The organism is Pseudomonas sp. TWRC1-2, from assembly GCF_049896685.1.
Lineage (GTDB): Bacteria > Pseudomonadota > Gammaproteobacteria > Pseudomonadales > Pseudomonadaceae > Aquipseudomonas.
The window spans coordinates 278,583-303,250 of sequence record NZ_JAFCUU010000001.1 but is presented as its reverse complement, the minus strand read 5'-3'; the positions used below and the strand labels follow the sequence as shown (position 1 = coordinate 303,250).

Annotated in this window: 13 protein-coding genes; 2 read left to right on the top strand and 11 right to left on the bottom strand. The window is 65.5% G+C overall.

Annotation, left to right across the window (positions count from 1 at the left end; translation table 11 throughout):
* The first annotated feature begins 196 nt into the window (after positions 1 to 196).
* Positions 197 to 1,111 (top strand): LysR substrate-binding domain-containing protein, encoded by a 915-nt coding sequence (locus ACP7B3_RS01320; RefSeq protein ID WP_028616088.1) that lies wholly within the window; start codon positions 197 to 199, stop codon positions 1,109 to 1,111.
* Between the two features lie 18 nt (positions 1,112 to 1,129).
* On the opposite strand, the gene ACP7B3_RS01315 is transcribed toward ACP7B3_RS01320, so the two are convergent.
* Together ACP7B3_RS01315 and ACP7B3_RS01310 are read right to left on the bottom strand one after the other, a co-directional pair.
* Entirely contained in the window at positions 1,130 to 2,848 is a 1,719-nt protein-coding gene (locus ACP7B3_RS01315) for a hydrogenase maturation protein (RefSeq protein ID WP_426177366.1), read from the bottom strand.
* Positions 2,849 to 3,010: 162 nt separating this feature from the next.
* Positions 3,011 to 3,922 (bottom strand): LysR family transcriptional regulator, encoded by a 912-nt coding sequence (locus ACP7B3_RS01310; protein WP_426177365.1) that lies wholly within the window; start codon positions 3,920 to 3,922, stop codon positions 3,011 to 3,013.
* A gap of 141 nt (positions 3,923 to 4,063) precedes the next feature.
* Here ACP7B3_RS01310 and ACP7B3_RS01305 point away from each other — a divergent pair, with 141 nt between their 5' ends.
* Positions 4,064 to 5,269, top strand: coding sequence for an MFS transporter (locus ACP7B3_RS01305; RefSeq protein WP_262206668.1), 1,206 nt, complete (start codon positions 4,064 to 4,066; stop codon positions 5,267 to 5,269).
* 117 nt (positions 5,270 to 5,386) lie between these two features.
* Here the strand turns inward: ACP7B3_RS01305 and ACP7B3_RS01300 are convergent, their stop codons facing one another.
* From ACP7B3_RS01300 to ACP7B3_RS01260, 9 genes are all read right to left on the bottom strand, one after another.
* Positions 5,387 to 6,613, bottom strand: a complete 1,227-nt coding sequence (locus ACP7B3_RS01300; protein WP_426177363.1) for a RhtX/FptX family siderophore transporter — start codon at positions 6,611 to 6,613, stop codon at positions 5,387 to 5,389.
* Between the two features lie 13 nt (positions 6,614 to 6,626).
* Positions 6,627 to 8,114, bottom strand: a complete 1,488-nt coding sequence (locus tag ACP7B3_RS01295; RefSeq protein WP_426177361.1) for a PepSY-associated TM helix domain-containing protein — start codon at positions 8,112 to 8,114, stop codon at positions 6,627 to 6,629.
* A complete protein-coding gene (locus ACP7B3_RS01290; RefSeq protein ID WP_404488163.1) occupies positions 8,111 to 8,380 on the bottom strand; it encodes a hypothetical protein in 270 nt (89 codons plus the stop codon). Before ACP7B3_RS01290 ends, ACP7B3_RS01295 begins: the two co-directional genes overlap by 4 nt.
* Complete coding sequence (locus ACP7B3_RS01285; RefSeq protein WP_404488407.1) at positions 8,380 to 10,455, bottom strand: TonB-dependent siderophore receptor; 2,076 nt, start codon at positions 10,453 to 10,455, stop codon at positions 8,380 to 8,382. The genes ACP7B3_RS01290 and ACP7B3_RS01285 overlap by 1 nt, the downstream gene beginning before the upstream one ends.
* 158 nt (positions 10,456 to 10,613) lie before the next feature.
* Positions 10,614 to 12,302 carry an ABC transporter ATP-binding protein gene (locus ACP7B3_RS01280; protein WP_426177358.1) on the bottom strand — a complete coding sequence of 563 codons (1,689 nt, stop codon included), beginning with the start codon at positions 12,300 to 12,302 and terminating at the stop codon, positions 10,614 to 10,616.
* On the bottom strand, positions 12,299 to 14,026 hold the full coding sequence (locus ACP7B3_RS01275) for an ABC transporter ATP-binding protein (RefSeq protein ID WP_426177356.1): 1,728 nt from the start codon (positions 14,024 to 14,026) through the stop codon (positions 12,299 to 12,301). Before ACP7B3_RS01275 ends, ACP7B3_RS01280 begins: the two co-directional genes overlap by 4 nt.
* Positions 14,023 to 15,072: a Gfo/Idh/MocA family oxidoreductase gene (locus ACP7B3_RS01270; protein ID WP_426177354.1), complete on the bottom strand. Its 1,050-nt coding sequence runs from the start codon at positions 15,070 to 15,072 to the stop codon at positions 14,023 to 14,025. The genes ACP7B3_RS01275 and ACP7B3_RS01270 overlap by 4 nt, the downstream gene beginning before the upstream one ends.
* Positions 15,069 to 20,399 (bottom strand): amino acid adenylation domain-containing protein, encoded by a 5,331-nt coding sequence (locus tag ACP7B3_RS01265; RefSeq protein WP_426177352.1) that lies wholly within the window; start codon positions 20,397 to 20,399, stop codon positions 15,069 to 15,071. The genes ACP7B3_RS01270 and ACP7B3_RS01265 overlap by 4 nt, the downstream gene beginning before the upstream one ends.
* A complete protein-coding gene (locus tag ACP7B3_RS01260) occupies positions 20,396 to 24,664 on the bottom strand; it encodes an amino acid adenylation domain-containing protein (RefSeq protein WP_426177350.1) in 4,269 nt (1,422 codons plus the stop codon). The genes ACP7B3_RS01265 and ACP7B3_RS01260 overlap by 4 nt, the downstream gene beginning before the upstream one ends.
* Positions 24,665 to 24,668 lie beyond the last annotated feature (4 nt).

The window sequence follows — 24,668 nt, the reverse complement described above, 5'->3', positions numbered from 1 at the left end:
CCAGGTAAGACCACCGGTCGCCGTTAATAGTCGACATGCCTGCCATTGATTCCGCAACTGAGGAATGGACCCCAGATCTTGTAGGAAAACTCAATTAGCCGGTGCAGAGTACCAGCCTTTCCCCGTAAGATTCATGCCGGTCATTGTTTACATGTGGCCGCTCTCGTCAAGCTCGCTGACTCTTCCAGGACACAAGATGAACCGTAACGACCTGCGTCGTGTCGACCTTAACCTCTTGATCGTATTCGAAACCTTGATGCATGAGCGCAGTGTGACCCGTGCCGCCGAGAAGTTGTTCCTTGGCCAGCCGGCCATCAGTGCGGCGTTGTCGCGCCTGCGTGGACTGTTCGATGACCCGCTGTTTGTGCGCACCGGGCGCAGCATGGAGCCGTCCGCCCGCGCTGTAGAGATTTTCGCCCTGCTCTCCCCGGCCCTGGACTCGATTTCCACCGCCGTGAGCCGCGCCGCCGAGTTCGACCCGGCCACCAGCACGGCCGTGTTCCGCATCGGTTTGTCGGACGATGTCGAATTCGCCCTGCTCCCCCAGTTGCTCAAACGCCTGCGCGCCGAAGCGCCGGGCATCGTGCTGGTGGTGCGCCGGGTCAATTACATCCTGATGCCGGGTCTGCTGGCCTCCGGCGAAATTTCCATCGGCGTAAGCTACACCGCCGACCTGCCGGCCAACGCCAAGCGCAAGGTCCTGCGCCGCAGCCTGCCGAAACTGCTGCGCGCCGACAGCGTGCCCGGCTCGCTGAGCCTGGATGACTTTTGCGCCCGCCCTCACGCTCTGGTGTCATTCGCCGGCGACCTGAGCGGGTTTATTGATGAAGAGCTGGAAAAACTCGACCGCAAACGCCACGTGGTCCTAGCCGTGCCGCAGTTCAACGGCCTGGGCACATTGCTGGCCGGTACCGATATCCTGGCCACCGTGCCGGACTACGCCGCCGAGGCACTGACCTCAGCGGGCGGTTTGCGCGCAGAAGACCCGCCGTTGCCCGTACGCTCGTTCGAATTGCACATGGCCTGGCGTGGCTCGCAGGACAACGATCCGGGAGAGCGCTGGTTGCGCTCGCGGATTCAGATGTTTTTTGGCGATCCCGATAGCCTCTGATAACAACCTGCAACCCCCTCAACCAACCAACGCCACCTTGCGCGCCACTGCCCATGGCGCCATCAGGCGTTGCGGGGTCTGGCACGTCTTGCGTTTGAACACGAAATTGCGGCACTTCTCGGCGAACTGTTGGCGGTTGTGCACCATGTCTTGCTGCATGTGTGCCAGTTCGTGTTCGCGACAGCGTTCCACCTGATCCAGGTCCATCGTTGCCTTGCGTGCGCGCGCCAGCACGTAGTGCTCATCGTCGAGCGCGCGGGTCGCCTGTTGCATAAGCCATAGGCCAAATGCCTGTGGGCACCGTGGGCCGATGGCCTGAACCATGCCGTAGTGCCGGGCCTGGTCGGCACTGATCGGCAGGCATTCTTGCGTGAGCCGCTGCGCCACTTCGCTGCCGACGGCACGTGGCAGGCTGTAGGTCCAGTACTCGGAGCCATACAAACCCATGGTTTTGTAATGTGGGTTGAGCACCACGCCCTCACGGGCAAAAACGATGTCGGCCGCCAGCGCCAACATCACGCCGCCGGCTCCGGCACTGCCGGTCAGGCCGCTGACCACCAACTGCCGGGCCGTGAGCAGCTCCTTGCAAACATCGTCGATGGCCTGGATGTTGGCCCAGGCTTCCAGCCCAGGCACCGTGGCGGCCTGAATCACATTGAGGTGCACGCCGTTGGAAAAGCTGCCACGCCCGCCCTTGATCAACAGCACCTGGGTGTCTCGCGCCTTGGCCCAACGCAGTGCAGCCACCAGACGCTGGCATTGCTCGGTGCTCATGGCGCCGTTGTAGAACTCAAACGTCAGTTCGCCGACAGGCCCTGACTCTCGGTAGCGAATCGGTTGATAGGCCTGCTCATTCCACGTTTGGCTGGCGAGGGTGCTGTCCAGCACGGGAATGCCTGCGAGTTTTTCGGCCAGCACGTGACGGGCCGGCAACTTGAAGGTTTCCTCACCGGGCTGGGCTTTGCGTTTGAGCGAGCCGATCCACAGGCTGTGATCGCCGGCCGCCACCAGCACCGCGTCGTCCTGTACTGCCAGAATGTCGCCCGGCGTGCCGTGGCGTGAGTCCAGGTGCGCGTCGTACACGTAATACTGCCCGCCCCTGATGCTTGCCAGCACACCGGGCTGGCCATCAGCGGCGTCGATGTTGCGTTTGATGAAGCGTGCGCAATCGAACCAACTGAAGCTGCGGTCAGCCTGGGTCATGTTGGGCCGCAATCGCCCGATGACGTTGGGCTGCGTGTAATCAAGCGGCGCCGGGACGAAGCCCCGGGCGAATTTTGCCACCACGTCGCGGATGCAATCGATGGCTGCGTCACTCACCAGGCCGTTGTACAGCTCGGATTTGCGCACGTCGGCCGGCATGTCGAATTCACGCGTCGACCAGATCGGCCCGGCGTCCATTTCCTCCACCGCCTGCAGGGCGGTCACGCCCCAGCGGCTGACCTGCCGGGTGATGGCCCAGTCCAGCGCACTGGCGCCGCGGTCGCCGACGATCCCCGGATGGATGATCACGACCGGGCGTTCCGGGTTGCTCCACAGCTGCTGTGGCACACGGTCCTTCAGAAACGGGCAGATCACCACATCGGCGCCTGACGCCTCAACCTGCTCGCACACCGTGGCGGCATCGGTGAACAGCACCACGCTGGGCGCGTGACCCGCCTGGCGCAAGTCCAGCCAGGCGCGTTGGGTCAAACCGTTGAACGCCGACGATAACAACAGGATCTTCAATGACCGCATAGCTGACTCTTCCTTGAGAATACGCGACCCGAGGCACTCATTGAGCCCTCCCTGGCCTTTGATGGAAGCATAAGGTTAGAGGCGCTGCCAGGCAGGTCACCTGATCAGGATCAATCTTGTGTCAGCCAATCGCGCATTCGTGGCCATCCGCAAAGCCACTGGTCATTCGAGCGCACTCAACCCGGCGATCAGCGCCTCCAGCACCACGCGAACCTTGGGCTGGTTTTGCCGGCTTTTGACCCAGGCCAGGGTGACCTCAAACCCCGGCGTCGCCAGTTGCGGCAGTACCTCGACCAACGCGCCGTCCTGCAACTGCTGCTTGACCAGCCAGGATGGCAACTGGACGATACCGCAGCCCGCCAACGCGGCCATCACCAGCCCTTCGCCATTGCCCACCACCAGCTGCGGCGTGAGTGGCCTGTGCAGCGTGATGCCGTCTTCGCCGGTGTAGCGCCAAGGGCTGATGCGTCCATCCACCCAGCCATAGGCAATGCACTGGTGCTGCTCCAGGTCGCGGTCGGACAACGGCGTGCCATGGCGAGCCAGGTACGCCGGCGATGCACAAAACACGTGCCACTCACGCGTCACCAGCCGATGCTCCACCGTGTGCGGCCAGGCGTGGCCGTCACCAATGCGCAGTGCAATGTCCACGCCCTCCTTGAACGGGTCGAGATGGCCGTCAGAGAAGGAAATATGCGGCACCACCAACGGGTGCGCCTGCAGCCACGGCAGCAGCACCGGGAGTACCTGCACGCGCCCATATGGGCCTGGCAAGTCGATGCGCACGCGCCCGCGAGGCTCGGTGTTTTCGGCTTGCAGCGACAGCTCGGCGTCTTCCAGATCGGCCAGCACCCCCGTACAGGTACGCAGAAACGCGGCACCGGCATCGGTCAACGCCAACGTGCGCGTGGTCCGCTGGAACAGTCGTGCGCCCAGGCGCTTTTCCAGCCTGGCGATGCCTTTACTCACGGCAGACGCCGTCAGGTTCATTTTCTCCGCGGCCGCTGTGAAGCTGCCGTACTGCGCGACGCAGACGAACACATCGATACCCTTCAAGCGCTCGGAGGAAAACATACGCGTGCCTTATTCATGAATTCAGTTCGTGCGTTTTGATAAAAAGCATCCTAAATCAGAATTCAGATCAACAGTAAGCTGCGTCGATCCGGACGAGCGACTTGCCACGCTTGCACCTTATAAATGGACGATGAGGCTCGAATGCTCGCCACGCTTAAAAAATATCCCGCCACCCTCAATCTGCTGCTGTGCGCTTCATTGGTGTTAACCCTCGCCCGGGCCATTACGCTGCCCTACCTGGTGATTTATTTGTCCGGCCACTTTGGCTTGAGCATTGCCGATGTCGGCCTGGTGATCGGCAGCACGCTGATCATCGGCTCACTGCTGAGCCTGTATGGCGGCTTCCTGGTCGATAGCCTGTCTAGTTACCGGCTCATCCTTACGGCCTGCGCCGTCTTCACGGCAGGTTTTCTCGGCGCCTTCATCGCGTCCGGTCTCGGGCTGTTTTATGCGTGCCTGGTGGCAATCAACCTGGCCTATGCGGTCATTGATATCGCGGTGAAAGCCGGGTTTGCCAGCCTGCTCCCACTTGATCAGCGCAGTGAGGTGTTTTCGATCAAGTACACGCTGACCAATATTGGCTACGCCGTCGGGCCGTTCCTCGGTGCCGGCGCGGCCGCGCTGGACATCAGCCTGCCGTTCCTGCTGTCGGCGGGACTGGGAACCGGCTATTTTTTTGTCTACTTCGTGTGGGGCGACAGAGGCCTGGCAACGGCCGAGGCAAGCCGGCAAACCACTCCATTTTTGGCCGTCGGCAAACTGCTGCTGCGCGATTACCGCCTGGTGTGCTTTACCTTGGGCGGGGTGCTGAGCGCGGTGGTCTTCGGCCAGTTCACCGCCTACCTCTCGCAATACCTGATAGTCACCAGCAACCCGCAGACGGCCTACCGCATTATCAGCGCCGTCGTGGCGACCAACGCCCTGATGGTTATCTGCCTGCAATACAGCCTCGGCAAACGGATTACCCACAAGCACCTGAACCTGTGGCTGGCCGCTGGGCTGAGCCTGTTCATCGTCGGGCTGGGCGGTTTTGCGCTGTCGAGCACGCTGACGGTGTGGGTGATCGCCATGGCCATCTTCACCGTGGGTGAAATCATCGTATTCCCGGCTGAATACATGTTTATCGACACCATTGCGCCGAATCACCTGCGAGGCATGTATTACGCCGCGCAAAACCTCAGCAACGTCGGCGCAGCGTTAGGCCCGGTGCTGTGTGGCGTGATGCTGACGACACAACCGGCTCACCACATGTTTTACATGCTGGCGCTGTTCATCATTGCCGGCGGAGCGCTCTACGGATTAGGCGTGCACCTGTCAGTTGAGGCAAAGCCTGAGGCGGTGACGTGAGCGCACATTGAGTGCCTGGACAGACTATCAGCGCCGGCAGCCACCGTGACAGCGTCACCGCCAAGGGCAAAACCGGCCCGCCAGCCGCCTGCACCACGCGACGCTCAACCTGGCGCCTCAACCCGCAACGCTCTCCCGCCTGCCCTGGCGCGACAGGTTCAACGCCACCAGCAGCGCCAGTACGGCCATGACCATTCCCGCAAGAAACCCGCCGCTATACCCCGCCTGCGCGGTCAAGCCAACCAGCAAGGTCGAGGACAGCATCTCGCCCAAATCCCGCGTGCTTTGCACGGCCGTCATGTCTGTCCCCGCCTGATCGCTTTGGGCGGCGAAGGCCATGGAGGCGGTCATGATCACCACAGAGGTCGCACCGGTGGCAAACGAACCCAGGCCTACCGCCAGCCAGATCAGCCCGGTTTGCGTGGCGAGCATGCCGGTGGCTTGCAACAGCCAGGTCAACGCAGCCATACCGGCCATGCCGACCGCCAGAATGAACGTCGGCCACAACCCCAGCACACGGATCAGCCAGGCGCCGCCGCCACAGCCGAGGACGACGGTGACCATGCCGCCGCTCATGCCCAGTTGGCCGATGGCCTGCAACGACCAGCCGGCGTCATTCAAGAACAGTTTGGACAAGCCGAAACCGGACACCGAGGTCATCGCTGACAACAGCGCCAGCAGCACCAGCGCCGCCGCCTTCGGCCGCTTGATAAACCGCCACAGCGAGGCATGCGCCACGTCCGGTTGTGTGTCTTTGGCGGGGGCCACGTGCAGCCAGCCGACGCACACCAGGCTCAGTAACGGCACCAGAGCCAGCAGGCTGAACGCCGTGGTCTGCCCCAGAGCCCCGCTGAGCAACAAGGTGCCGGCGCCGCCGACGAAAAAGCCGACCATGGTGCCGCCGACTTGAATGGCGTTGATCCGCGCGAGCATGTTGTCAGTGAAGTACTCGGCGGCCATGCCGTCGGTGGCGATGTCCTGCGTGGCGCTGGCCAGCGAGGCGACAATCAACAGGCCCACGGCCACGCCTGCGGTGGCCACGCTCAGGCCGATGCTCGCCAGGGTGACGATGCACAGCAAGACCAGCACCTGCATCGGTATGATCCAGCTGCGCCGCCGCCCCAGTCGCGGGCTCCAGTGGTTATCCACCTGGGGCGCCCAGATGAATTTGATCACCCACGGCAAGCCCACCAACGGCAGGAAGGCCAGCGCATGGAGTGCAGCGCCGTCATGGCGCAGCAGGGTCGGCATGGCGTCCATCGCAATGCCGAAGCAAATGCCCTGGGACAGGTACAGCAGTGCGAAGGTCAGCACCATGCGCCAGTGTTTCAACAGTTCCAGCATCACAACTCTCCCATCAGGCAACGTTGGCGGCGGCAGCCCGTGCCGCACGCGTAAAAGAAATCAACCGGCGCAATGCCCACAAGGCACTCGCACCGCACAGCAACAACACCAGGTCGATGGGCCACAGCGGCAGACCGCCCTGCCTCACACTCCCCACCATGTGCACCCCGCCCGCAGCGACAAAGGCCAGGCCCGCCACCGCCAACAAAAGGTGCAGCGGTTGACGGCGCGGCGGCATCACGCACGCCAGCAACAGGCTGGCGAGCCAACTGCCCCAGAACCACCCCGCCAACGCGCCGCTGCCCAGCGCCCCCGCGCACAGCAACACGGCGGTGGCCGTCAGCAACCCGCCGCCACCGCCGACCACCAGGCGCAACAGCACCTGCCAACCGGCGCCCGCCTTGAGGCGCCTGCGTTCCAGCCACAGGTACAAGCCGCTGAGCACCAGCACCGCCGCCGCCAACGCCATGGCGAAATGCACGGCACGCAGCAGCGGCCCGCCATAGGGCACCCAGCGGTAATCGGCAAAGTGCAGCGGCTGCACCGCGATGAACGCCTGCAACCACAGGCCGCGGCCACTGGCACTGCGGGTGCCCACAGCCACGCCGTCAGCGCCTGCGTAGGCATGGCGTTCAAACACCGCGGTGCTGGGCAACCCTTGCTGGATGCCGCTGACTTCAACCCAGGCACCCGGTTCGCCCCAGCGGTGCAAGGCGAGGTTTTGCGCCAGGAACCCGGGATGGGCAGCGGCGTCCTCGCGCAACAGCTGATCGAGATCGACCCGAGCCGCACTTGCCTGCGCGCTGACCTGCGGCGGCGCGCCCAGCAAGTGCATGAAGGCCTGCTGCGGCGCGCCTGGAAACGCCTGCCCCGCCAGGCCCAGCGTGCCGAGCGCGCCAAGGCCCGACAGCGCGCCGGTCACGCCGAACAGCAGCAACCACGGCCCGCACCACCGCCCGATCAGGCTGTGCAGGTCATGGGCAAACACCCGCGCTCCACGGTCCCGGCGCAAGCGTTTGAGGTCTTGCAGACGCCCACTGTGCAACGCGCTGCCGGCCCAGATCATCAGCAACAACACCACGCCCAGCAGGCTGATCAGCACCCGTCCGGGGAAGCCGATGAACAGGCTTTTGTGCAGATTGAACAGGATGTCGGCCGCATCGCCCGACGCGACCGCACGGCCGCTGGTCGGGTCCAGCGCGACGCTGCAGTCGCCGGGCGAAGCGCACAGCTCGACCACCGAGTGGTGGCTGTCGGGCAAACGAATGCGCAATTCGTCCAGCGCCAGGCCCTTTTCACGCGCGACCTCCAGCCATTGCTCCACCGCCATCGCCGGCTTATGGCTCAGTGCTGAAGGCCCGCGAAACCAGGCGCGCAAGTCTTCATGGGCCATGCTCCACGCGCCGGTCAGCAGGATGCCAAACAGCACCACGCCAAACACCGCGCCCATCCCGGCATGTACGCGCTGCACCAGCGCCCTCGGGGCTCCCATCAGTTTCATGACCAGGTTCCATCCCATAGCAGCCAGGGCGTAAACAGCAGCAGCCAGGCGCTGGAGCGATACACCACACGCGGCCGATCCGGCGCCAGCAGCGACCACAGCAGCACCGTCACCAGAAAGCCCAGCCCCAGGAACACCCCGGCACACAGCCGTTCCAGGCCGTCGCCCCACGGATAATGCCGCGCCAGCAGCACCGCCAGTTGCAGGCTGCTGAGCACACTGCCGGCCAACGCCAGGCCGATGCGCAACGGCCAGGCGCCGAGCATCAGAACGTACCTCGCAAGGTCATGTTGAGGCTGCGCGGTTCGCCGTAGCGGTTGTTCCAATTGACGTTGGACAGGCTCTGGTAGTACTTGCGATCGGCCAGGTTGTTGCCGTTCACCGCGGCCGTCCAATGCTCGTCGATGCGATAAGCGACGCGCGCGTTGAGCAAGGCATAGCCGCCCTGCTCCAGGGTCACTGCGCCGGATTGCGTGGCGTAATCACTTTGCGCCTGCACGCCGGCGCCGACGCTCCAGCGATGTTCTTGCCATGGCAGTTGGTATTCGGTCCAGACCCGCGCCATGTGGCGCGGGGTGAATTCGGCGTAGCGTTCGCCCGAGGCATTGCTGGTGTCCTTGAGGTATTCGGTGGTGGTGTAGGTGTAGCCAGCGGAGACGTTCCACTCAGGCGTGATGTAGCCGGTGCTTTCCAGCTCGAAGCCCTGGCTGCGCACTTTGCCGCCGCTGATGTAATAGGTGTTCGGCCCGGCGCCGGGGTGTTCGGGATCGACCTGCGGGTTGTTTTCAAGATCGATGCGGAACACCGCCAATGACACATTCAAGCGGCCATCGGCCAACTCGCCCTTGACGCCGGTTTCGTAGGTCTTGCCCTCGACCGGCTTGAGCAGATCGCCGCTCCAGGTTTGCCCGGTTTGCGGCTGGTAGACCTCGGCGTAGCTGGCGTACCACGACCAGTTCTGCGCAAAGTCCCAGATCAGGCCGCCATACGGGGTGATTTCCCGACCGGGCTTGAAGTGGCTGGTCGGCGCGTCCTGGTCCCACCAATTGGCACGGCCGCCGATCACCAGCGTCAACGGGTCGAGCAGTTTGTAGCGGGTCAGCGCGTAAACGCCTTTGGAGGTGGTGGTGGTCGAGCCCGGCGAGGTGTAGGCGCTGATCCCGGGTTTGGGCACGCTGCTCGGGTCCCAGCGATAGACATTCACCGGCACATTCAACGGCGTGGTGAACTGAGCGCTGTGCTGTTCGGTTTCGCCCTGGCTGTAATTGCTGCCCAGCAGCAATTCATGGCTGCGGCCGAACAACGCGTAAGGCCCATCGACCGACGCATCCACGCTCTTCTGAGTGCTGTTGAAGGTATACGCCGCGCCCATCAAGTGCCCGCCATCGCCGGTGAGCGGGTCGATGGCGCCGTACGCACCGGCATAACGCAGGCTGGAGTCAGCGTCCTGGTATTCGGCGGCGACTTTGGCTTTCCAGTCGTGATCAAGTTGCTGCTCAAGGGCGCCGAACACCCGGCGCGTGGTCCACTTGAAGCGGTCCCAGTCCACGTCCAGGTAGGTGGAACGCGGCAGGTGCAGGCTGGAGCCGTCCTTGGCCATCGGCACGCCGGCCATATTGGTCACCTGGTCGATGGTCTGATACTGCGCGCCCAGCGTCAGCAGCGTGTCGGGGCTCAGGTCGAACTCGGTGACACCGTAGAGCAACTGCGTGTCTTGTTTGCCGACGTCGTAGAAGTAGTCGCGGTCTTCATAAGCGGCCACCACTCGGCCACGCACGTTGCCCGATTGCGTCAACGGCCCGCCCACATCGACCTCGCCGCGGTAGCGGTCCCAACTGCCAGCGCTGAGGGTGGTGCTGGCGGTAAATTGCTTTTGCGGGCGTTTGCGCACCAGGTTGACCGTGGCCGCCGGGTTGCCGCTGCCGTGGAGCAGACCGTTGGCGCCGCGCAGGATTTCGACGCGCTCGTACACCGCCATGTCCTGGGGCGAACCGGCGGTTTCGCCGAGCATCGCCGGCACACCGTCCAGCTCGAACGCGTTGATCTTGAAGCCGCGCACGTAATAGGCAGTCGTCAGCAGCTGGAAGGGTTGCACCGTCACACCGGTGGCTTGCTGCATCACTTCGTCGAGGCTGAACAGGTTCTGCTGCTCAATGCGCTCGTGGTCGATCACGCTCACCGACTGCGGGGTTTCCCGCAGCGTGAGTGGCAGCTTGCCCAGGGTGGTCACGCCCGGCGGGGTCACATCGCCGGAGGTGTCGTCGCCGGCAATCTCGATACTGTCCAACTGCACGGCGGCACGCGCCGGCGCCAGCGGGCTCAGGCCCAGTACCAGCGCGATCCCCACGTGTGCCCCGTTACGCTTGAAGCCCCGCCCAACCTTTGTTGCTCCCCGGTGTGACATTGCTGCGCCCCATTCGATAATAATTCGCATTAGTATCGTTTAAACGAGCGGGCCGACTTTTCGATTTAGGGACTTTTTCAATGGCTGCCCGGCACTCATTCACCTCGGTGCTGCTCAACAAAATGCGCATACCACGGGTGTGTGGCCAGCAAATGCTCATGGCTGCCGCAGCCGCTGACACTGCCGCCTTCCAGCACCAGGATCTGGTCGGCATCGCGCACCAGCGTCGGGTTGTGCGACACCAACACCAAGGTGCGCCTGCCGTGCAGCGCCTGCAGGCTGCGATTGACCCGTGCCTCGCTGCGCGCATCGAGGCTGGCGGTGGGTTCATCCAGCAGCAGGACCGGCGCCTGTGACAGCAACGCACGCGCCAGGCCAACCCGTTGCCGTTGGCCGCCGGACAGCAATGCCCCGCCCGGCCCCACTTCACTGTGCCAACCCTCCGGCAGGCGGCTGAGGACGTCGTCCAGTGCAGCGTCCCGGGCGGCTTGCTGCAATTGCGCGGGCGTGGCGTGCGGCCGCGCCATGCTCACGTTCCACAGCAGGCTGCCGGCGAACAGGCCGCTGTCCTGGAACACCTGGGTCACGTGCTGGGCCAGGGTGTGTTCGCTTATCTGGCGGATGTCCACCTGGCCGAGGCGCACTTGCCCGGTCTGCGGGTCCATGCCGCGGCCCAGCAAGGCCAGCAAGGTGCTTTTGCCCGCCCCCGAGGGCCCGACGATTGCCGTGAACGTGCCCGCCGCGCAATGCACATCGAGGTCCTTGAGCAGGTGCTCGCCCGCTTCGCCGAAGCTGTTCAGGCGCTGCCCTTCCAGGCTCGCATCCTGCGGTTGCTCACCGGGTTGCGGGCTGTGCAACGTCGGCGCCGCCAACACCGCCAAGACTTGCGAGAGCGCCTGCCAGGCCATGCGCAGGGCCTGGTCCAGATACGCCAATTGCGACAGCGGCTCGATAAAGCGCACCAGCAGCACCAGCACCGCCACCAGCAGCGCGCCGGATAAATGCCCCGCGGCCACCGCCAGCACGCCGCCTGACAGCACCAGCGCAAACACCATCTGCACCGCAGCGGCAAACCCGAGGCCGGCGGGCAACCCACGGCGATTGAGCTTGCGCGTCGCCTGGTGCTGCTCATGCAGCGCCTCGCGCAGGGCCCGTTGGCCCAGGCTGGCGTCGCCGGCACTGCGGATCAACGCCTGTTGCTGCGCGAACGCCTGCAGCAGTCGCGCGGCGTGGCGGTCCACGGCCTGACGCTGTTGCTCAAGATCCAGGCTGCGCCGCCCGGCCCAACGTAAAAGGCCGAACAGCGGCAGGTACGCCAGCGCCAACACCAGCGCCACACGCGGCTCGATGAAGAACAGTCCCAGCACCACCACCGTTGGCGTCACCAGTGCGGTGACCAACGGTGCCAGCAGGTGCGCGGGAATGCCCATGCTGTTGAACACCGGCCCGCTCACCAGCCCTTCCAGTTGGCCTCGACGGGTCAGCGGCAGTCGCGGCAAGTGTTGCACCAACTGCCAGACCAGGCCCGCAGCCAACCCGGCACCGGCCAGATAACCACGGCGCTGCGCGACGTAACTGACGCCCGCCTGCAGCAGCGTCAACCCCAGCAGCACCAGCACGCTCGACTGCAGGTTTTGGTGATCGAACCAGGCCAATATCAACGGCACCAGCACCAAGCCCGCCAAGCCATCGAGGACGGCGGCCAGCAGCATCCACACCAAGGCGCCGCGCAGCGCGCGCCGGGCGAGGTCGGGCAAATGACGCAACAGCGAAACAACACTCATGACACAGGCTCCAGTTGATCGGCGTTCGAGGTTTGCTCGTTCCAGAGCTGTCGGTAGAGGCCGTCCATGGCCAACAGGTCCGCATGGCGCCCGCGTTGCACGATGCGCCCGTCACTGAGCACCAGAATCTGCTCGGCATGGCGGATTGTTTCCAGGCGATGGGCAATGATCAGCCGCGTACGCCCGGCCGCGTCGTTGTGCAGGGCGGCGCGCAGTGCGCGCTCGGTGTGCGGGTCGGTGGCGGACGTGGGTTCATCCAGCAACATGATGGGCGCAGGCGACAGCAGCGCCCGCGCAATCGCCAGGCGCTGTAACTCGCCACCGGACAAGCGCACGTCTTCGTCCACCACACTGGCGTAGCCCTTGGGCAACCCCATGATCCAGGCGTCCAGGCAAGCGGCCTTGGCAGCGCGGCGAACCTGCGCGTGACTGGCGTCGGGTTGATACAACGCGATGTTCTGCGCCAGCGACAGGCGCAACGCACCCGCGTGCTGGAACACCAACGCCAGATGCTGTTGCAGCGCACGGCTGGCGATCTGCCGAACATCCACCCCGCCCACGCGGACTTGCCCGCTGTCCACGTCCATAAAGCGTGCGATCAACCCGGCCAGGGTGCTTTTACCCGCACCCGACGGCCCGACCAGCGCGGTCGTGGTGCCGGGTTCCAGGCGCAACGTAATCGAGTTGAGGACCGGCACGTCACCGTGGGAGAAATTCACCTCAAGCATCTCCACGCTGGCATCCCTGGGCGATTGCGGCGCCTCGGGCTCGGCCAGCGGTGGCGTGGTCAAAACGGCCTGCAAACGCCGGGCACTTTCGCCTGCCGAGTTCAGCGCATCAAAACCGTGCCCCATCGCCAGCACCGGCGCCGCCATGGCACGCACCAACAATAAAAAGCCGCAGACTTGCACAGCTGCCACGTCAGCCACCCCGATCAACAACGCGCCAAGCACCACCCAGGCCAACAGCCACGGCGCGCTCAGCAGCACCTGGATCAACGCCGCCAAGTGTCCTGCACGGCTCACCCAGTGGCGGAAGCGCTGATCAAACTGCTGCACCGCCTCCTGCACACGGCGATGAATACCCGCATCCGGAAATTGCCGGACCAGACCGAGGTTGCTTGCAAACTGGCTGTAGTCGCTGAACAGGCGCTGGATCGCGCCGTTTCGCTGCGCCACCGCTTCGCGGTAATGCGCCGAGCCCAGACGCCAATAACCCAGCGCCCCCAACGCCAGCGGCAGCAAGCACCAGAGCGCCAGACCGCTGTTGCTCCACAGCAGATACCCGAAGGTCGCCAGGGGGATCAGCAACAGGTTGACCAAGTCGGTCGGCGCATGCCCAACCAACTGATGCAGCGCCCGCACATCCTGCTCGGCATAACGGGTCACGCCATCCGGCCCCAGCCGTGCGAACCAGCCCAGCGGCAGCCGCTGCAGATGCTCGGCGAGGCGCACGCGCAGGCGGTCGCAGAGGTCGGCATCCACCTGATGAGTGAGGTGCAGCGCCAGGGTCTGGCCACACAACCACACGGCAGATGCCACTACCGCCAGCACCACCCAGGCCATGGCCGACGCCGCCAGCGGCGGCGCCTGGCGCAGGCTGTCGGCCAAGTGCGCCAGCGCGATCAGTGGCAGCAGCGAACAGATCCCGGCGACCGCCTGCAACGCGACCGCCAGGTATAAGCGCCCACGAAACGGGCGCAGGATTTCGCGCAGAGGGCTCATCGAATGCACTCCAGCGCCTGGGCCAGGTTGGCCGCGGGCAACGCCTGCGCCGGCTGCTGCGGAAAACCGATAGCTGCCGTCACCTGCTGCCACAGCCCGACCACTTCCAGGCTGCGCTGTTGCAGACGCGCCAGGCCAACACCGGTGATCAAAGGTTGCAGCGCGCTGGCGGCGGCGGCCGGCCAGAGCCTGCGGTAAACCTGCGCCCAATCCGGCGCGGCGGCCTCCAGCACTTCGGCGCAGGGCAACGGCTGGCCGGCCAGCGGGCCGAACAGGTCAAATACCCCCTCGGCGTCATCCTGCGGCGCGCGCACGGCGGGCATCCACAGCAGCGGCCCGTGGGGCGACGCCAGTAACAGCGTGCCGCTGTCGGTGGCGATGCTCAGGCGCAGCAACATCTGCATGCGCCCGTCATCATTGGCGGCCAGTTCGTTGAGCACGCGCAGCGAAACCGGCACCTGCGCCATCACCAGGCTGATATCGCGCCAGGCCGAGAGTGCCGGCGCCACACAGTCCACGGACCATGGCCCCACCGACTCCAGCAGCGCCGCCAACACGTCCAGCGTCGCGTAGCTGACTTGCACTGCGCAGCTGGCCTCGATATGCCGAATGCCCTGCTGGCGATGCAGCTGCCGCGCCAGTTCGATAAAGCGCGCCACGCACGGCAGCTGCGGGTAAAAACTGTTGAGCAGGCAACGCCGTTGCAGGCGGTTCGCCGTGCGCAGCACCTCGTGCAGTTCCTGGGGCAACAGCGGATGCTCGATCAACACATGCATGCCGCGCTCCATCAGCGCTTGTGCCACGGCCGGGCCCTGCTCTCCCCGTGCGGCACCGCCCACCGCGACGCACGCCAGGCGCGTGTCGGTCGGCACTTGTTCAAGGGCGTCGAAACTCGGCACTTCCAGATACCGCGCCAGCGCTTGGGATCGCCGACTGCCCTGCCCCAGCACGCCGACCAGCTCCAAGTGCTCGGCGGCGGCAACCCCAGCCGCATAGAACTGGCCGAAGCGCGAGCCCACCACCAGGGTTTTCAACGCGAACGTCATGGGTGTTCCTCCAGCAAATAACGACTCAGCCCGGCGTTCAGGCATTCAAAGTGATTGCCGCGCAGCGTATGTATCGTCAACGGTGCGAGCGACGCCGCCTGCCACCAGGCCTGCAAGCTGGCGTGGTGATCGGGGATCATCGGGTTGGCAACACTGGGCACAAACAGGCGGATGGCGCCCACATACGGCGCGCCGTCGCTGTAGTGACTGGCGTGAACGGAATGCACAAACACGCGATACAGCTGCTCATCGGCCATGCCTTGCGCCGCCGCGAGCACGCGGGCCTTGAGCAAGCCCACATCCAGGTTCAGCCCCGCCGGGGCTTGCAGTTGTTCGGCAGACGGCAAGCCGAGCGCCGCACCGTCCAGCCCGAGGGTGGCGGCGAAGCTGTAGAGCATCAGCACTTCATCGTCGACCAGATACGGAATGCGGTAGCTGGACACAATGTCCACTTGGCGCACCTCAGCGCCCAGTTGCAGCAAAGCCTTGGCCAGCTCCAGGGTCACCAGCCCGCCGGAGCAGTAACCGAGCAGATCGAAGCTGCGCCGGCCGCTGTCCCACAGCGCCTGGGCGTAGCGCTTGCCCAAGGTCGCGTTGACATGCTCGGCAGGCAGGCGCAGATAGTCGTCGCTGTCGTGCACCGCCAGCCCCAGCAACGGGCCGCTACCGGCCAGTTCAGCGATCAACGCGCGGTACGGCAACAAGGTGCCGAGCCCTTCATGCACCAGCACACGTGCGGTGCCTTCGCCGCCGACCAACTCCGTCAACGCGTCCACACGCAGGCGCCCACCCAGCGGCGCCCGGCGCGTATCCGGCACTGGCGCCGCCGTCGTCGCCGTCGGCGCTTCACTGCTCGATTCACTGCGCAAACGCTGGGCCAGGCCTTGCGGGGTCGGCTGGCTCAGCGCCCACCGCAACAAACGGTCGAAGGGTTGTGCCTGCGCCAACGGTTCCTGTTCGCGCAGCCCCGCGATCAACTGGGCGATGAGCAGCGAGTCGCCGCCGGCCGCAAAGAAATCCTGATCCGGAGACAGACCACTGCAATCAAGCACCCGCTCCCAGTGCGTGATCAAGCGCTGCACCAGTTCATCGGCGACATCGACCTTCGCGCGCTGCACCGGGCGCAGTTGCCGTTGCTCGGCCTGGGTGATGAGGGCGCGGCGGTCGATCTTGCCATTGGCCGTGACCGGCAACCGGTCGAGCACCCGCACCTGCGCCGGCACCATGTAACGCGGCACCCGCTCGGCGATAAATGCCAGCAAGGTGTCTGCACTGAGCAATGGGCGGTCGGTTTTCACGCGGGCGACCAGCACGTCGTAGCCCAACAGCTTCAACACGCTGTCGGCGGGCGCCAGCGACTCAGCCTGATCGCCGGCCTCGCTGTTCAACCACGCCAGCCACTGGGCGGTGTGCACGAACAGTTGCCCATTGGTCGCGCGCACATCCTCGGGCGTCTCCATCATCAGGCTTTGGCTGATGCTGATTTCGCGGTGTTCACGCGTCAGTTCCTGAATCACCAGCCACGCATCGGCCTGCAGCAGTTGGCGTAAACCGGCCAACAGGCGCGGTGTGTCGAGGGCATTGTTCAATGCACCGGAACTGAGCAGCAGGTCCAGGGACCCGGCCGGCAACCCTTGTTCACAGGCGGGTTTGTTCATGTCGAACGGCATGAAACGCACCCACGGATACGCAGCAAAACGCTCGCGGGCCGCGTTGAGGAAGTAGCTCGACACGTCGGAAAACACGTAGTCGATCTGCACCCCGGCCGCCACCCACGGTGCCAGCGCCGGAATAATCAGCGCACTCGCCGCACCGGTGCCGGCGCCCACTTCGAGGATGCGCCAGCGCCGCTGGCCCTGACGCGCGACAATCGCGCTCACCGCCTCGGCCATCGCCCGGTGCAATACCTGGGCGTGTTGGCCGCGGCTGTACATGGCCTCGGCAATGTGCGCCGAACCCTGCGGGAACATCAGGCTGGCCGGGCTCAGGCGTCCGTCGAGTTGCTCGGCCAGGCGGGTCGCGCTGCCGCGCAGGTAATCCACCAAGGCTGCCGGCCACAGAGCGGCCGGTGCCAGCCGGGCGAACTGCGCCCACGCCTGCGCTTGATCGAAAACAGCGACCTGACAGCGCCAGCCATCACCGTCGGTTTGCAGATAGCCGCTCTCGACCAGCAGCGTCAGCCAATGTCGCAACAGGCGATGCTGGCCGGGTTGAAGCTTCAACGCCTGGCACAGCGACGCAAATGCCAGGTGCTGGCCTGGCAGCAGCAAACCGCTGCCCGCCAGCCAGTGCAGCAGCGAAGCGTCCGCCGCGCGGTCCAGCGCGAGCAATGCCGCCTCGATGTCGACACGCGGGCCGAAATCGGCTTGCTCAAGGGTGTGGCGCGCCGGGCGCAGGACCTCGTGCAGCTCATCGCGCAGCTGCGGCGCAGGCGCGCCGGTGTGCAGGGTGACAAAGCTGCACAACGAGCGCTCGTGACGCTCGCCCAGCAACACCGTGGTACTCGCGGTAATCTGCGGATGGGCCAGCCAACCGGCGTCGATTTCAGCCAGCTCGATGCGGTGGCCGCGAATCTTCACCTGATCGTCCTGGCGGCCAAGAAACTCGATCAGGCCATCGCCATTGAGGTAGCGCCCCTGGTCGCCGGTGCGATACAGGCGGCGCCCGCTGGCATGCGTGATAAAACGTTCGGCGCTGCGTTGCGGGTCTTCGGCGTAGCCCAGGGCCAGGCCAAGGCCGCCGATATGGATCTCGCCGCGCACGCCCACCGGGCATTGACGGCCGAGGGTGTCGAGCACTTCCAGGGTCTGGTGTTTCAGGGCGCGCCCGTAAGGAATGCTTGGCAAGACGGTGTCCGCCGGGCGAATGCGATGCTCCACCGACCAGATCGCCGCTTCGGTGGCGCCGCCCAGGCTGAACAGTTGGCTGTCGGGCCAGCGCTGCCACCAACGGGTGGGCAACGTGGTGGGAATCCAGTCCCCCGACCACATGACACACCGCGGCCCGGGAATTGTTGCCGGCTCGGTCTCCAGGTAATCCACCAGCATCTGCCCTTGTGCCGGCACCGAGTTCCACAGGGTGATGCCGTGCTCCTGCATCAATTGCGCCCAGTGCGAAGGGTCGGCGCCGCGTTCCGGATCAGGCAGGACCACGTGCGCACCGACGGCCGTGACGCCGAAAAAGTCGTACACCGACAGGTCGAAACTCAACTCGGCCAGGCCCAGCACGCAGTCGTCGGCGTTCACCGCGTAGCGCTGGTTGATATCGTCAAGGGTGTTGACCACCGCGCCGTGGCTGAGCATCACGCCCTTGGGCGTGCCCGTGGAGCCCGAGGTGTAGATGATGTAGGCCAGCGCCTCGGCCGCCACCCCTACCGGCTCGCAGGTTGGCCAACGCGGGTCGGGCCGGAGGCTGTCGATGGCGATGCACGGCAGCTCAAGCGTGTCCGGCAATGCCTGTGCGTGCAGGGTGATCACGGCGTCAATGCCAGCGTCGCGCAGGATCGCTTCACGGCGCAGGGCGGGCTGGCGAATGTCCACCGGCACATAGGCCGCGCCCATCTGGGTAATGCCCATGACCGCCATCAGTTGCCAGGCACTTTTGGGCAGCATCACCGCCACCCGCGCCCCGCGCTCGACCCCGAGCGCTTCCAGGGTCTCGCGCACGGCCGCAGCGTGTTGGGCCACCTGGCGGTAGCTGTAGCGGCCGTCGCGATCGCTGATCACCGTGGCATCGGGTGTGCGCACGGCCTGTTGAGCGAAGCCGGCGGCGATGTTGCGGGCCGGGGCGCAGGCCTCGATCTGCGGGGTTGCCGCTTGCGCGGGCAACACGATGTCGCCACGCGCCTGCCACAGCTGCGGGTCCGCGGCCAGACGTTGCAGCAGGTCGACATAGGCCTCGAACATCTGCGCGGCCATGCCGTCCGGCAGCACACCCACGCGCACGTCCCAGCCAATCTGCAAGCCGCCGTACTGGTCGCTGACCTGGCAGTCGATCCACACCTGCGGAGTCTGGCTGATCATGTAGCTGGGCGGCTGCAACAGTCGCCCGGCATCGCCGAGCAAGCGTTCGACGCTGCCGATGCCACTGGTGAACACCACCGGCATCAGGTCGGCGCCACGCCCCTGCACCCGCGCCAGCTCGCGCAATACGTCAACGCCGGTGAAGCGGCTGTGGTCGAGGTCGTCAAACAGCTGCGCACCGATACGCCGCGCGCGCTGCACAAAACTTGCGCCCTCGGCGCCGTGCACGGCGAGCAGGCTCAGGGCGGTGAAATCACCGATCACCTGGCCCAGTTGCGGATGCAGGTTCGGGCGGTTGAGCACCGTGAGGTTCAGGCAAAAGTCCGGGCTTTGGCTCCAGCGGCCGATCACTTCGGCAAATGCGGCCAGGGTCACGCCCGCGGCACTCAGACGTTGGGCGCTGGCGAGGGAACACAGGGTGTTCCATTGCTCGGTACCGAGCACGCCGTGGTGGTGAATAAAGCGCGTCGAGCCCAGGCCCGCGTGCTCGCTCAACGGCAGGTCCGGGCGGCCGGGCAGGCTGTCCAGGCGTGCCAGCCACCAGGTTTTGTCGGCGTGCCAGGCGGCGCGGGTGCGCGCGTGTTGTTCGTGCTGCAAATAGTCGCGAAACGTCGCCTCCAGCACCGGCCAATGGCGCGTCGGTTCAAGGTAACGCTGGGTCCATTCCACCAGCAACAGTTGCAGGCTGGCGTAATCAAGCAAGGTGAAATCCACCGAACAATGCACTATCGCCTGCTCGCGACCCAGGCTCACTTCGGGCAGCAGGATCGGCCATTGATCAAGCGCGTGGCAGGCATGGTCCAGGCGTGTACGCAGCGCTTGCAGGTGCGCTTCGAAGGCCTCTGGGCTGGCCTGGCGCAGGTCATGCACCGGCAATGATTGCCACGCGACCTGGGCCTGTACGCATTGACGGCTGTTGTCTTGCACCACCGCGCGCAGCATCGGGTGGCGTTGCACCAGCGCGTTCCAGGCCTGGGTCAGTTGATCGGTATCGACATTCGCCGGCCATGGGTATTCGACGTACAAGTGGCACGCATTGCCGCCGTAGTCGAACGCCGGGTTGCGCCCCAGTACGTAGGCGCCCTGCACCGCGCTCAGGGCGAACGGTTGCAGCGCCTGTTCCGGCTGCGCCTGCCAGTCCTGCGGCGAGAGATGCACCATCAAGGCCTCACGCTGGGCGCGAATACGCTCGGCCAAGGCTGAGTCCAGCGCGCCTTCGGGGGCGCGAAAATGCAGCTTGCCCGCAGTGGCCCAGAGTTCAATCTGACGCTCACGGCAGAGGTGCAGCAAATCATCCAGGCTCATAACACGCCCTCCTCGATGGCCACATCATCACTGCGCAGCAGCAGCGCGGCCATGCCGGCCAGGGTCGGTTGCAGATAAAAGTCGCCCATGCGCAGGCCCACGCCCACCTGTTCACGCACGCTGGCCAGCAAGCGAGTTGCCAGCAGGCTGTCGCCACCAAGGCTGAAAAAACTCGCGTGGGCGCTGTGCACCGGCCGCCCCAGGATGGCTTCCCAGCAGGCCGCCAGTGGCAACAGGTCGGTGCTCAATGCGGCGTCTTCGTGGCGGGCAGGCTGGCGGCGTTGCCACGCGTCGCCGAGGTTGGCCTGCAGGCGCGTACGGTCGACTTTGCCGTTGGCATTCAGGGCAAAACGCGGCACGCACCACAGGTGTTCCGGGCGCATCGCCTGGGGCAAACGCTGTTGCAGCCAGTGGTTGAGGCTTTCGCAGGTCAAACCCTCGCCTGCTGCCTGCGCACTCACCAGCACCATCGCGGGGTTTTGCCACAGGCATGCCAGATGGCTGAAGCCGCTCTGGCCGAGCCGTTGCGTCAGCGCTTGAGCGTCCGGCAATACCGGCTCACGCGAATCCAACAATGCCGCACTGACCAGCCGCAATGGCGAGTCGCGCAGCAGGTCTGCCAATAGCAGCTGGCCGTGCGGTTTGAGCAATGCCTGCGCCAGGTTCAAGCCATCGGCCGGCTGGGCGTAGCTGTGCAGCGCCGCGAAGCTGATCACCACGTCGTACTGCGACCAGTGCTCAGCAGGCAATACGCCGTCCACCACCTGCTGGCTCGCCACGCGCTGGCGCTGGCCGGCAGCGGCCGCCAGCAGGCCGGCGCTGGTGTCGAACACGGTCAGTTGCAGGTCGCGTGAGCGTGCATGGTTCAGCCATTGGTCCAGCAATTGCCCACCGCGCACATCCAGTACCGCCACCTTCAGCGGTGTGGCGTGCTGCTGGAGGGCCCGGCTCATGGCGTCCAGCACCTGGCGACCGGCTGGCAGGTTCAAGGCCATGGCCTGAGGCGCCAGCAGCGGGTCGAACAGCACCTGCGCGGCGCCGTCTTCACTGCGCAACAGCACCTGCAATGCGCCGACCATGCGGTGCAGGTCGGCTTCGCGCCAACCCAGCTGCGCCACTGCATCGCTCAGGCTGATGGACTCGACGTAGCCAGCGAGCCACGCGCGCCAGGTGTCGAGCAGCGCACTGGGCGGCGGGTCTTGCAGCAGGCGTTGCAGCAGCTCAGCAGTGACGCGGTGTTCGGCTGCCAGGCTGTCATCCAGCATCGACTGCGCGGGCAGCGCTTGAACCGGCACACAGCCGGCGTTGATCACCACCGCCGCGCCAAGGCTACCGTGCACCACGGCGGCACAGGCGCTGTCGATCAGCGGATGCGCCGTGAGCGCGGCTTCGATCTCGCCCAACTCGATACGCTGCCCGCGCACTTTGACCTGCTGGTCCATGCGCCCAAGAAACTCAATGGTGCCGTCGCTCCAGAAGCGCCCGCGATCGCCGGTGTAATACCAGCGTCCGCGCGCATCACTGCGAAAACGCTGGGCGGTGAGCACCGGGTCATTGCGATAACCACGGGCCAGGCTTGCGCCGCCAATCAGCAGTTGCCCGATCACCTGGTCCGGCACATCACGCCCGGCGGCGTCCACTACGCGGTAGGCCTGGCCGGCCAAAGGCTTGCCATAAGGAATCGACGGCCAATGCTCGGGCACTTCATCGATGGGTTGCAGGTTCGACCAGATACCCGCCTCGGTCGCGCCGCCCAGGCCGTACACCCGGCACTGCGGTGTGGCGTGGCGGCGCAGGCGTGCGGCAAGGTCCAGGGCGATCCAGTCGCCTGACAGCAACACCGCCCGCAGGCTCTGGTAGTGACAGTGTTGCGTGCCGATGCTCAAGGCCATCTCCAGCAATGCCGGGGCCGAGTTCCACAGGCTTACGCGGTGCTCGCTGATCAGGTGCGCCCAGCGCAGCGCATCGCGGGTTTCCTCAGGCGGCAGTAACACCAGGCGCGCGCCCTGCCCCAGCACGCCAAACAGGTCATAGACCGAGAGATCGAAATCCAGCGCCGACACGGCCAGCAGGCAGTCGTGCGGCGTGACGTGCAATTCGGCCTGCACCGCGTCAATCGTGTTCAGCGCCGCCGCGTGGCTGACTTCAACCCCCTTGGGAATGCCGGTGGAACCGGAGGTGTAGATCACGTACGCGCTGGCCTGTGGCGCGGTCTTTTTCGCGGTGGCCAAGGGCGCGCATTGCGCCAGCCGAGCCGGGTCAAGCCACTGCAATGAACTGCCCGCGGGCGGTTGATCGGCAATCACGCGGGTAATCCCCGCCGCCGACTCGATCAGGCTACGCCGTGCGGGCGGTTGCGCGGTGTCCACCGGCACGTAGCAACCGCCGGCCGCCAGCACGCCGAACACGGCGGCAATCTGCCGAGGTCCGCGCGGCAGGCACACTTCAACGGCTTCGCCCTGGCGCATGCCCGCGTCGAGCAAACCGGCTGCCACGCGCAGGGCGTGCTCGGCCAGCTCTTGATACGTCCAGCGTTGCGCACCACAGATCAGCGCCACCGCGTCGGGTTGTGCGGCGCTTTGGCGGAAAAAGTCATCAAGCAAGCCACGCCCCTGGGCCAGCGGCGGCAGGCTGTTCTGCCGGTCGCGCCGCGCCTGTTGCGCCAGCGGCAACAGCACCGGCTGCGGCTGATTCCAGTCGCTGTCGGCGAGGCGCTGCACCAGTTCGATGTAGGCGGTGAACATGGCCGCCAGCACGCCGTCGGGGAAAAGCTCGGTGAGGCTGTCCCAGGCCAGCAGCACACCGTCTTCGACCCGATACAGCTGGTGGTCCAACCACACCTGGGGGGTTTGCGAGAGCATGTCATGCAGGTCGCCGAACACCTCGCGAAAACTCTGCGGTACAAAGCTCGAATCACTCAGGTTGCAGGAAAACACCACCGGCGCCGAACGGGGGTGCCCTTGGCGACGGGCCTCACGCAGCACTTCCAACGCGGGAAACGCTGCGTGGTCGATGGTGGCGTGCAGGTCGCGCTGGAACCGCCGGGCGCCTTCGGCAAACGCTGACTGCGGCGCGTCTTCGCAGGCCACCAGCAGCAAGGTGGTGAAGTCGGCAATCACCTGGTCGACGGCGTGCTGGTCATCGTGGCGGTCGAACAACGGCACGTTGAGCAAAAAATTCGGCTGTTCGCTCCAGCGCGCCAAGACCGCATTGAACGCCGTGGCGAAGACGCTGGGCAAGGTCAGGCCGTGGGCGGTCGCCTGGCGTTGCAGACGTTCGGCTTCCGCCGGGCTGAGCACAAACGCCTGACGGCTGAAGCGTGGTGCGCGGATCGACTCCGGCGCACGGGCCAATGGCAATGCCGGGCCATCGGGCAACTGTGCCAGGCGCTGGCACCAATGTTCGCGGTCGCGCTCATACGCCTCGGCGCGCCGCTGGCGGCGCCGGCTCAGGTAATCGGCAAAGTGCAGTGTGGGCGGCGGCGCCAGCGCGGCCGGTGCCTGGTAGGCCTCACCCAGCTGCGCCATCAACAAGCGCAGGCTTTCCACGTCCACGGCCAACAGGTCGACACTCAGCCATACGCGGTCACGGCCGTCCGGCAACTGCACCAGGCCGACCAGCATCACCTGCCCCGCCTCCACCGCCAGGCACTCATGCGAGCGCCAATCACGCAGCGCCTGCCAGGCCTGGTGTGCGGCGGCTGGCGCATGGTCGCGCCAGGGTTGGTGATCGAACACCGGCAACGCTGGCGCCGCCAGAATCCGCTGCCGACCGTCATTGAAACTTGCCCGCAACATCGGGTGCCGCGCCTGCACACACTTGACCGCCGCTTCCAGGCGCTGCGGATCAATGCCCTGGCAATCGAACTCCAGCCACGCGTGGCAACTGATATTGCCCAGTACCTCGTCCGGCCCGCGCCCCAGCCAGTACGCCTGTTGCACGGCGCTCAGTTCAAAGCTGTCATCCGGCGCTGCCAACGGCGCAGCATCGGTTACCCGGTGGTGCGGCACCTGGCCCTGCAACAATTCCAGCCACGCCGCCAGGCAGGGTTGTGCGCTGAGTTGGGCAAAGTCGATGTGCAAGCCGTGACTGCGCAAACGTTCCTGCAGGTACATCAGGCGGATGGAATCGAGCCCGCAGCCGAGGAGGTTTTCCTCATCGCCCAGGTTGTGGATGTCTGCCGTGGTGGCGCCCAGCAACTGGGCGAGGTGTTCGATCAGCCATGTGCGCAGTGAGGGGGTGTCTGCTGTTGTCAGCTCGCTCATGAAA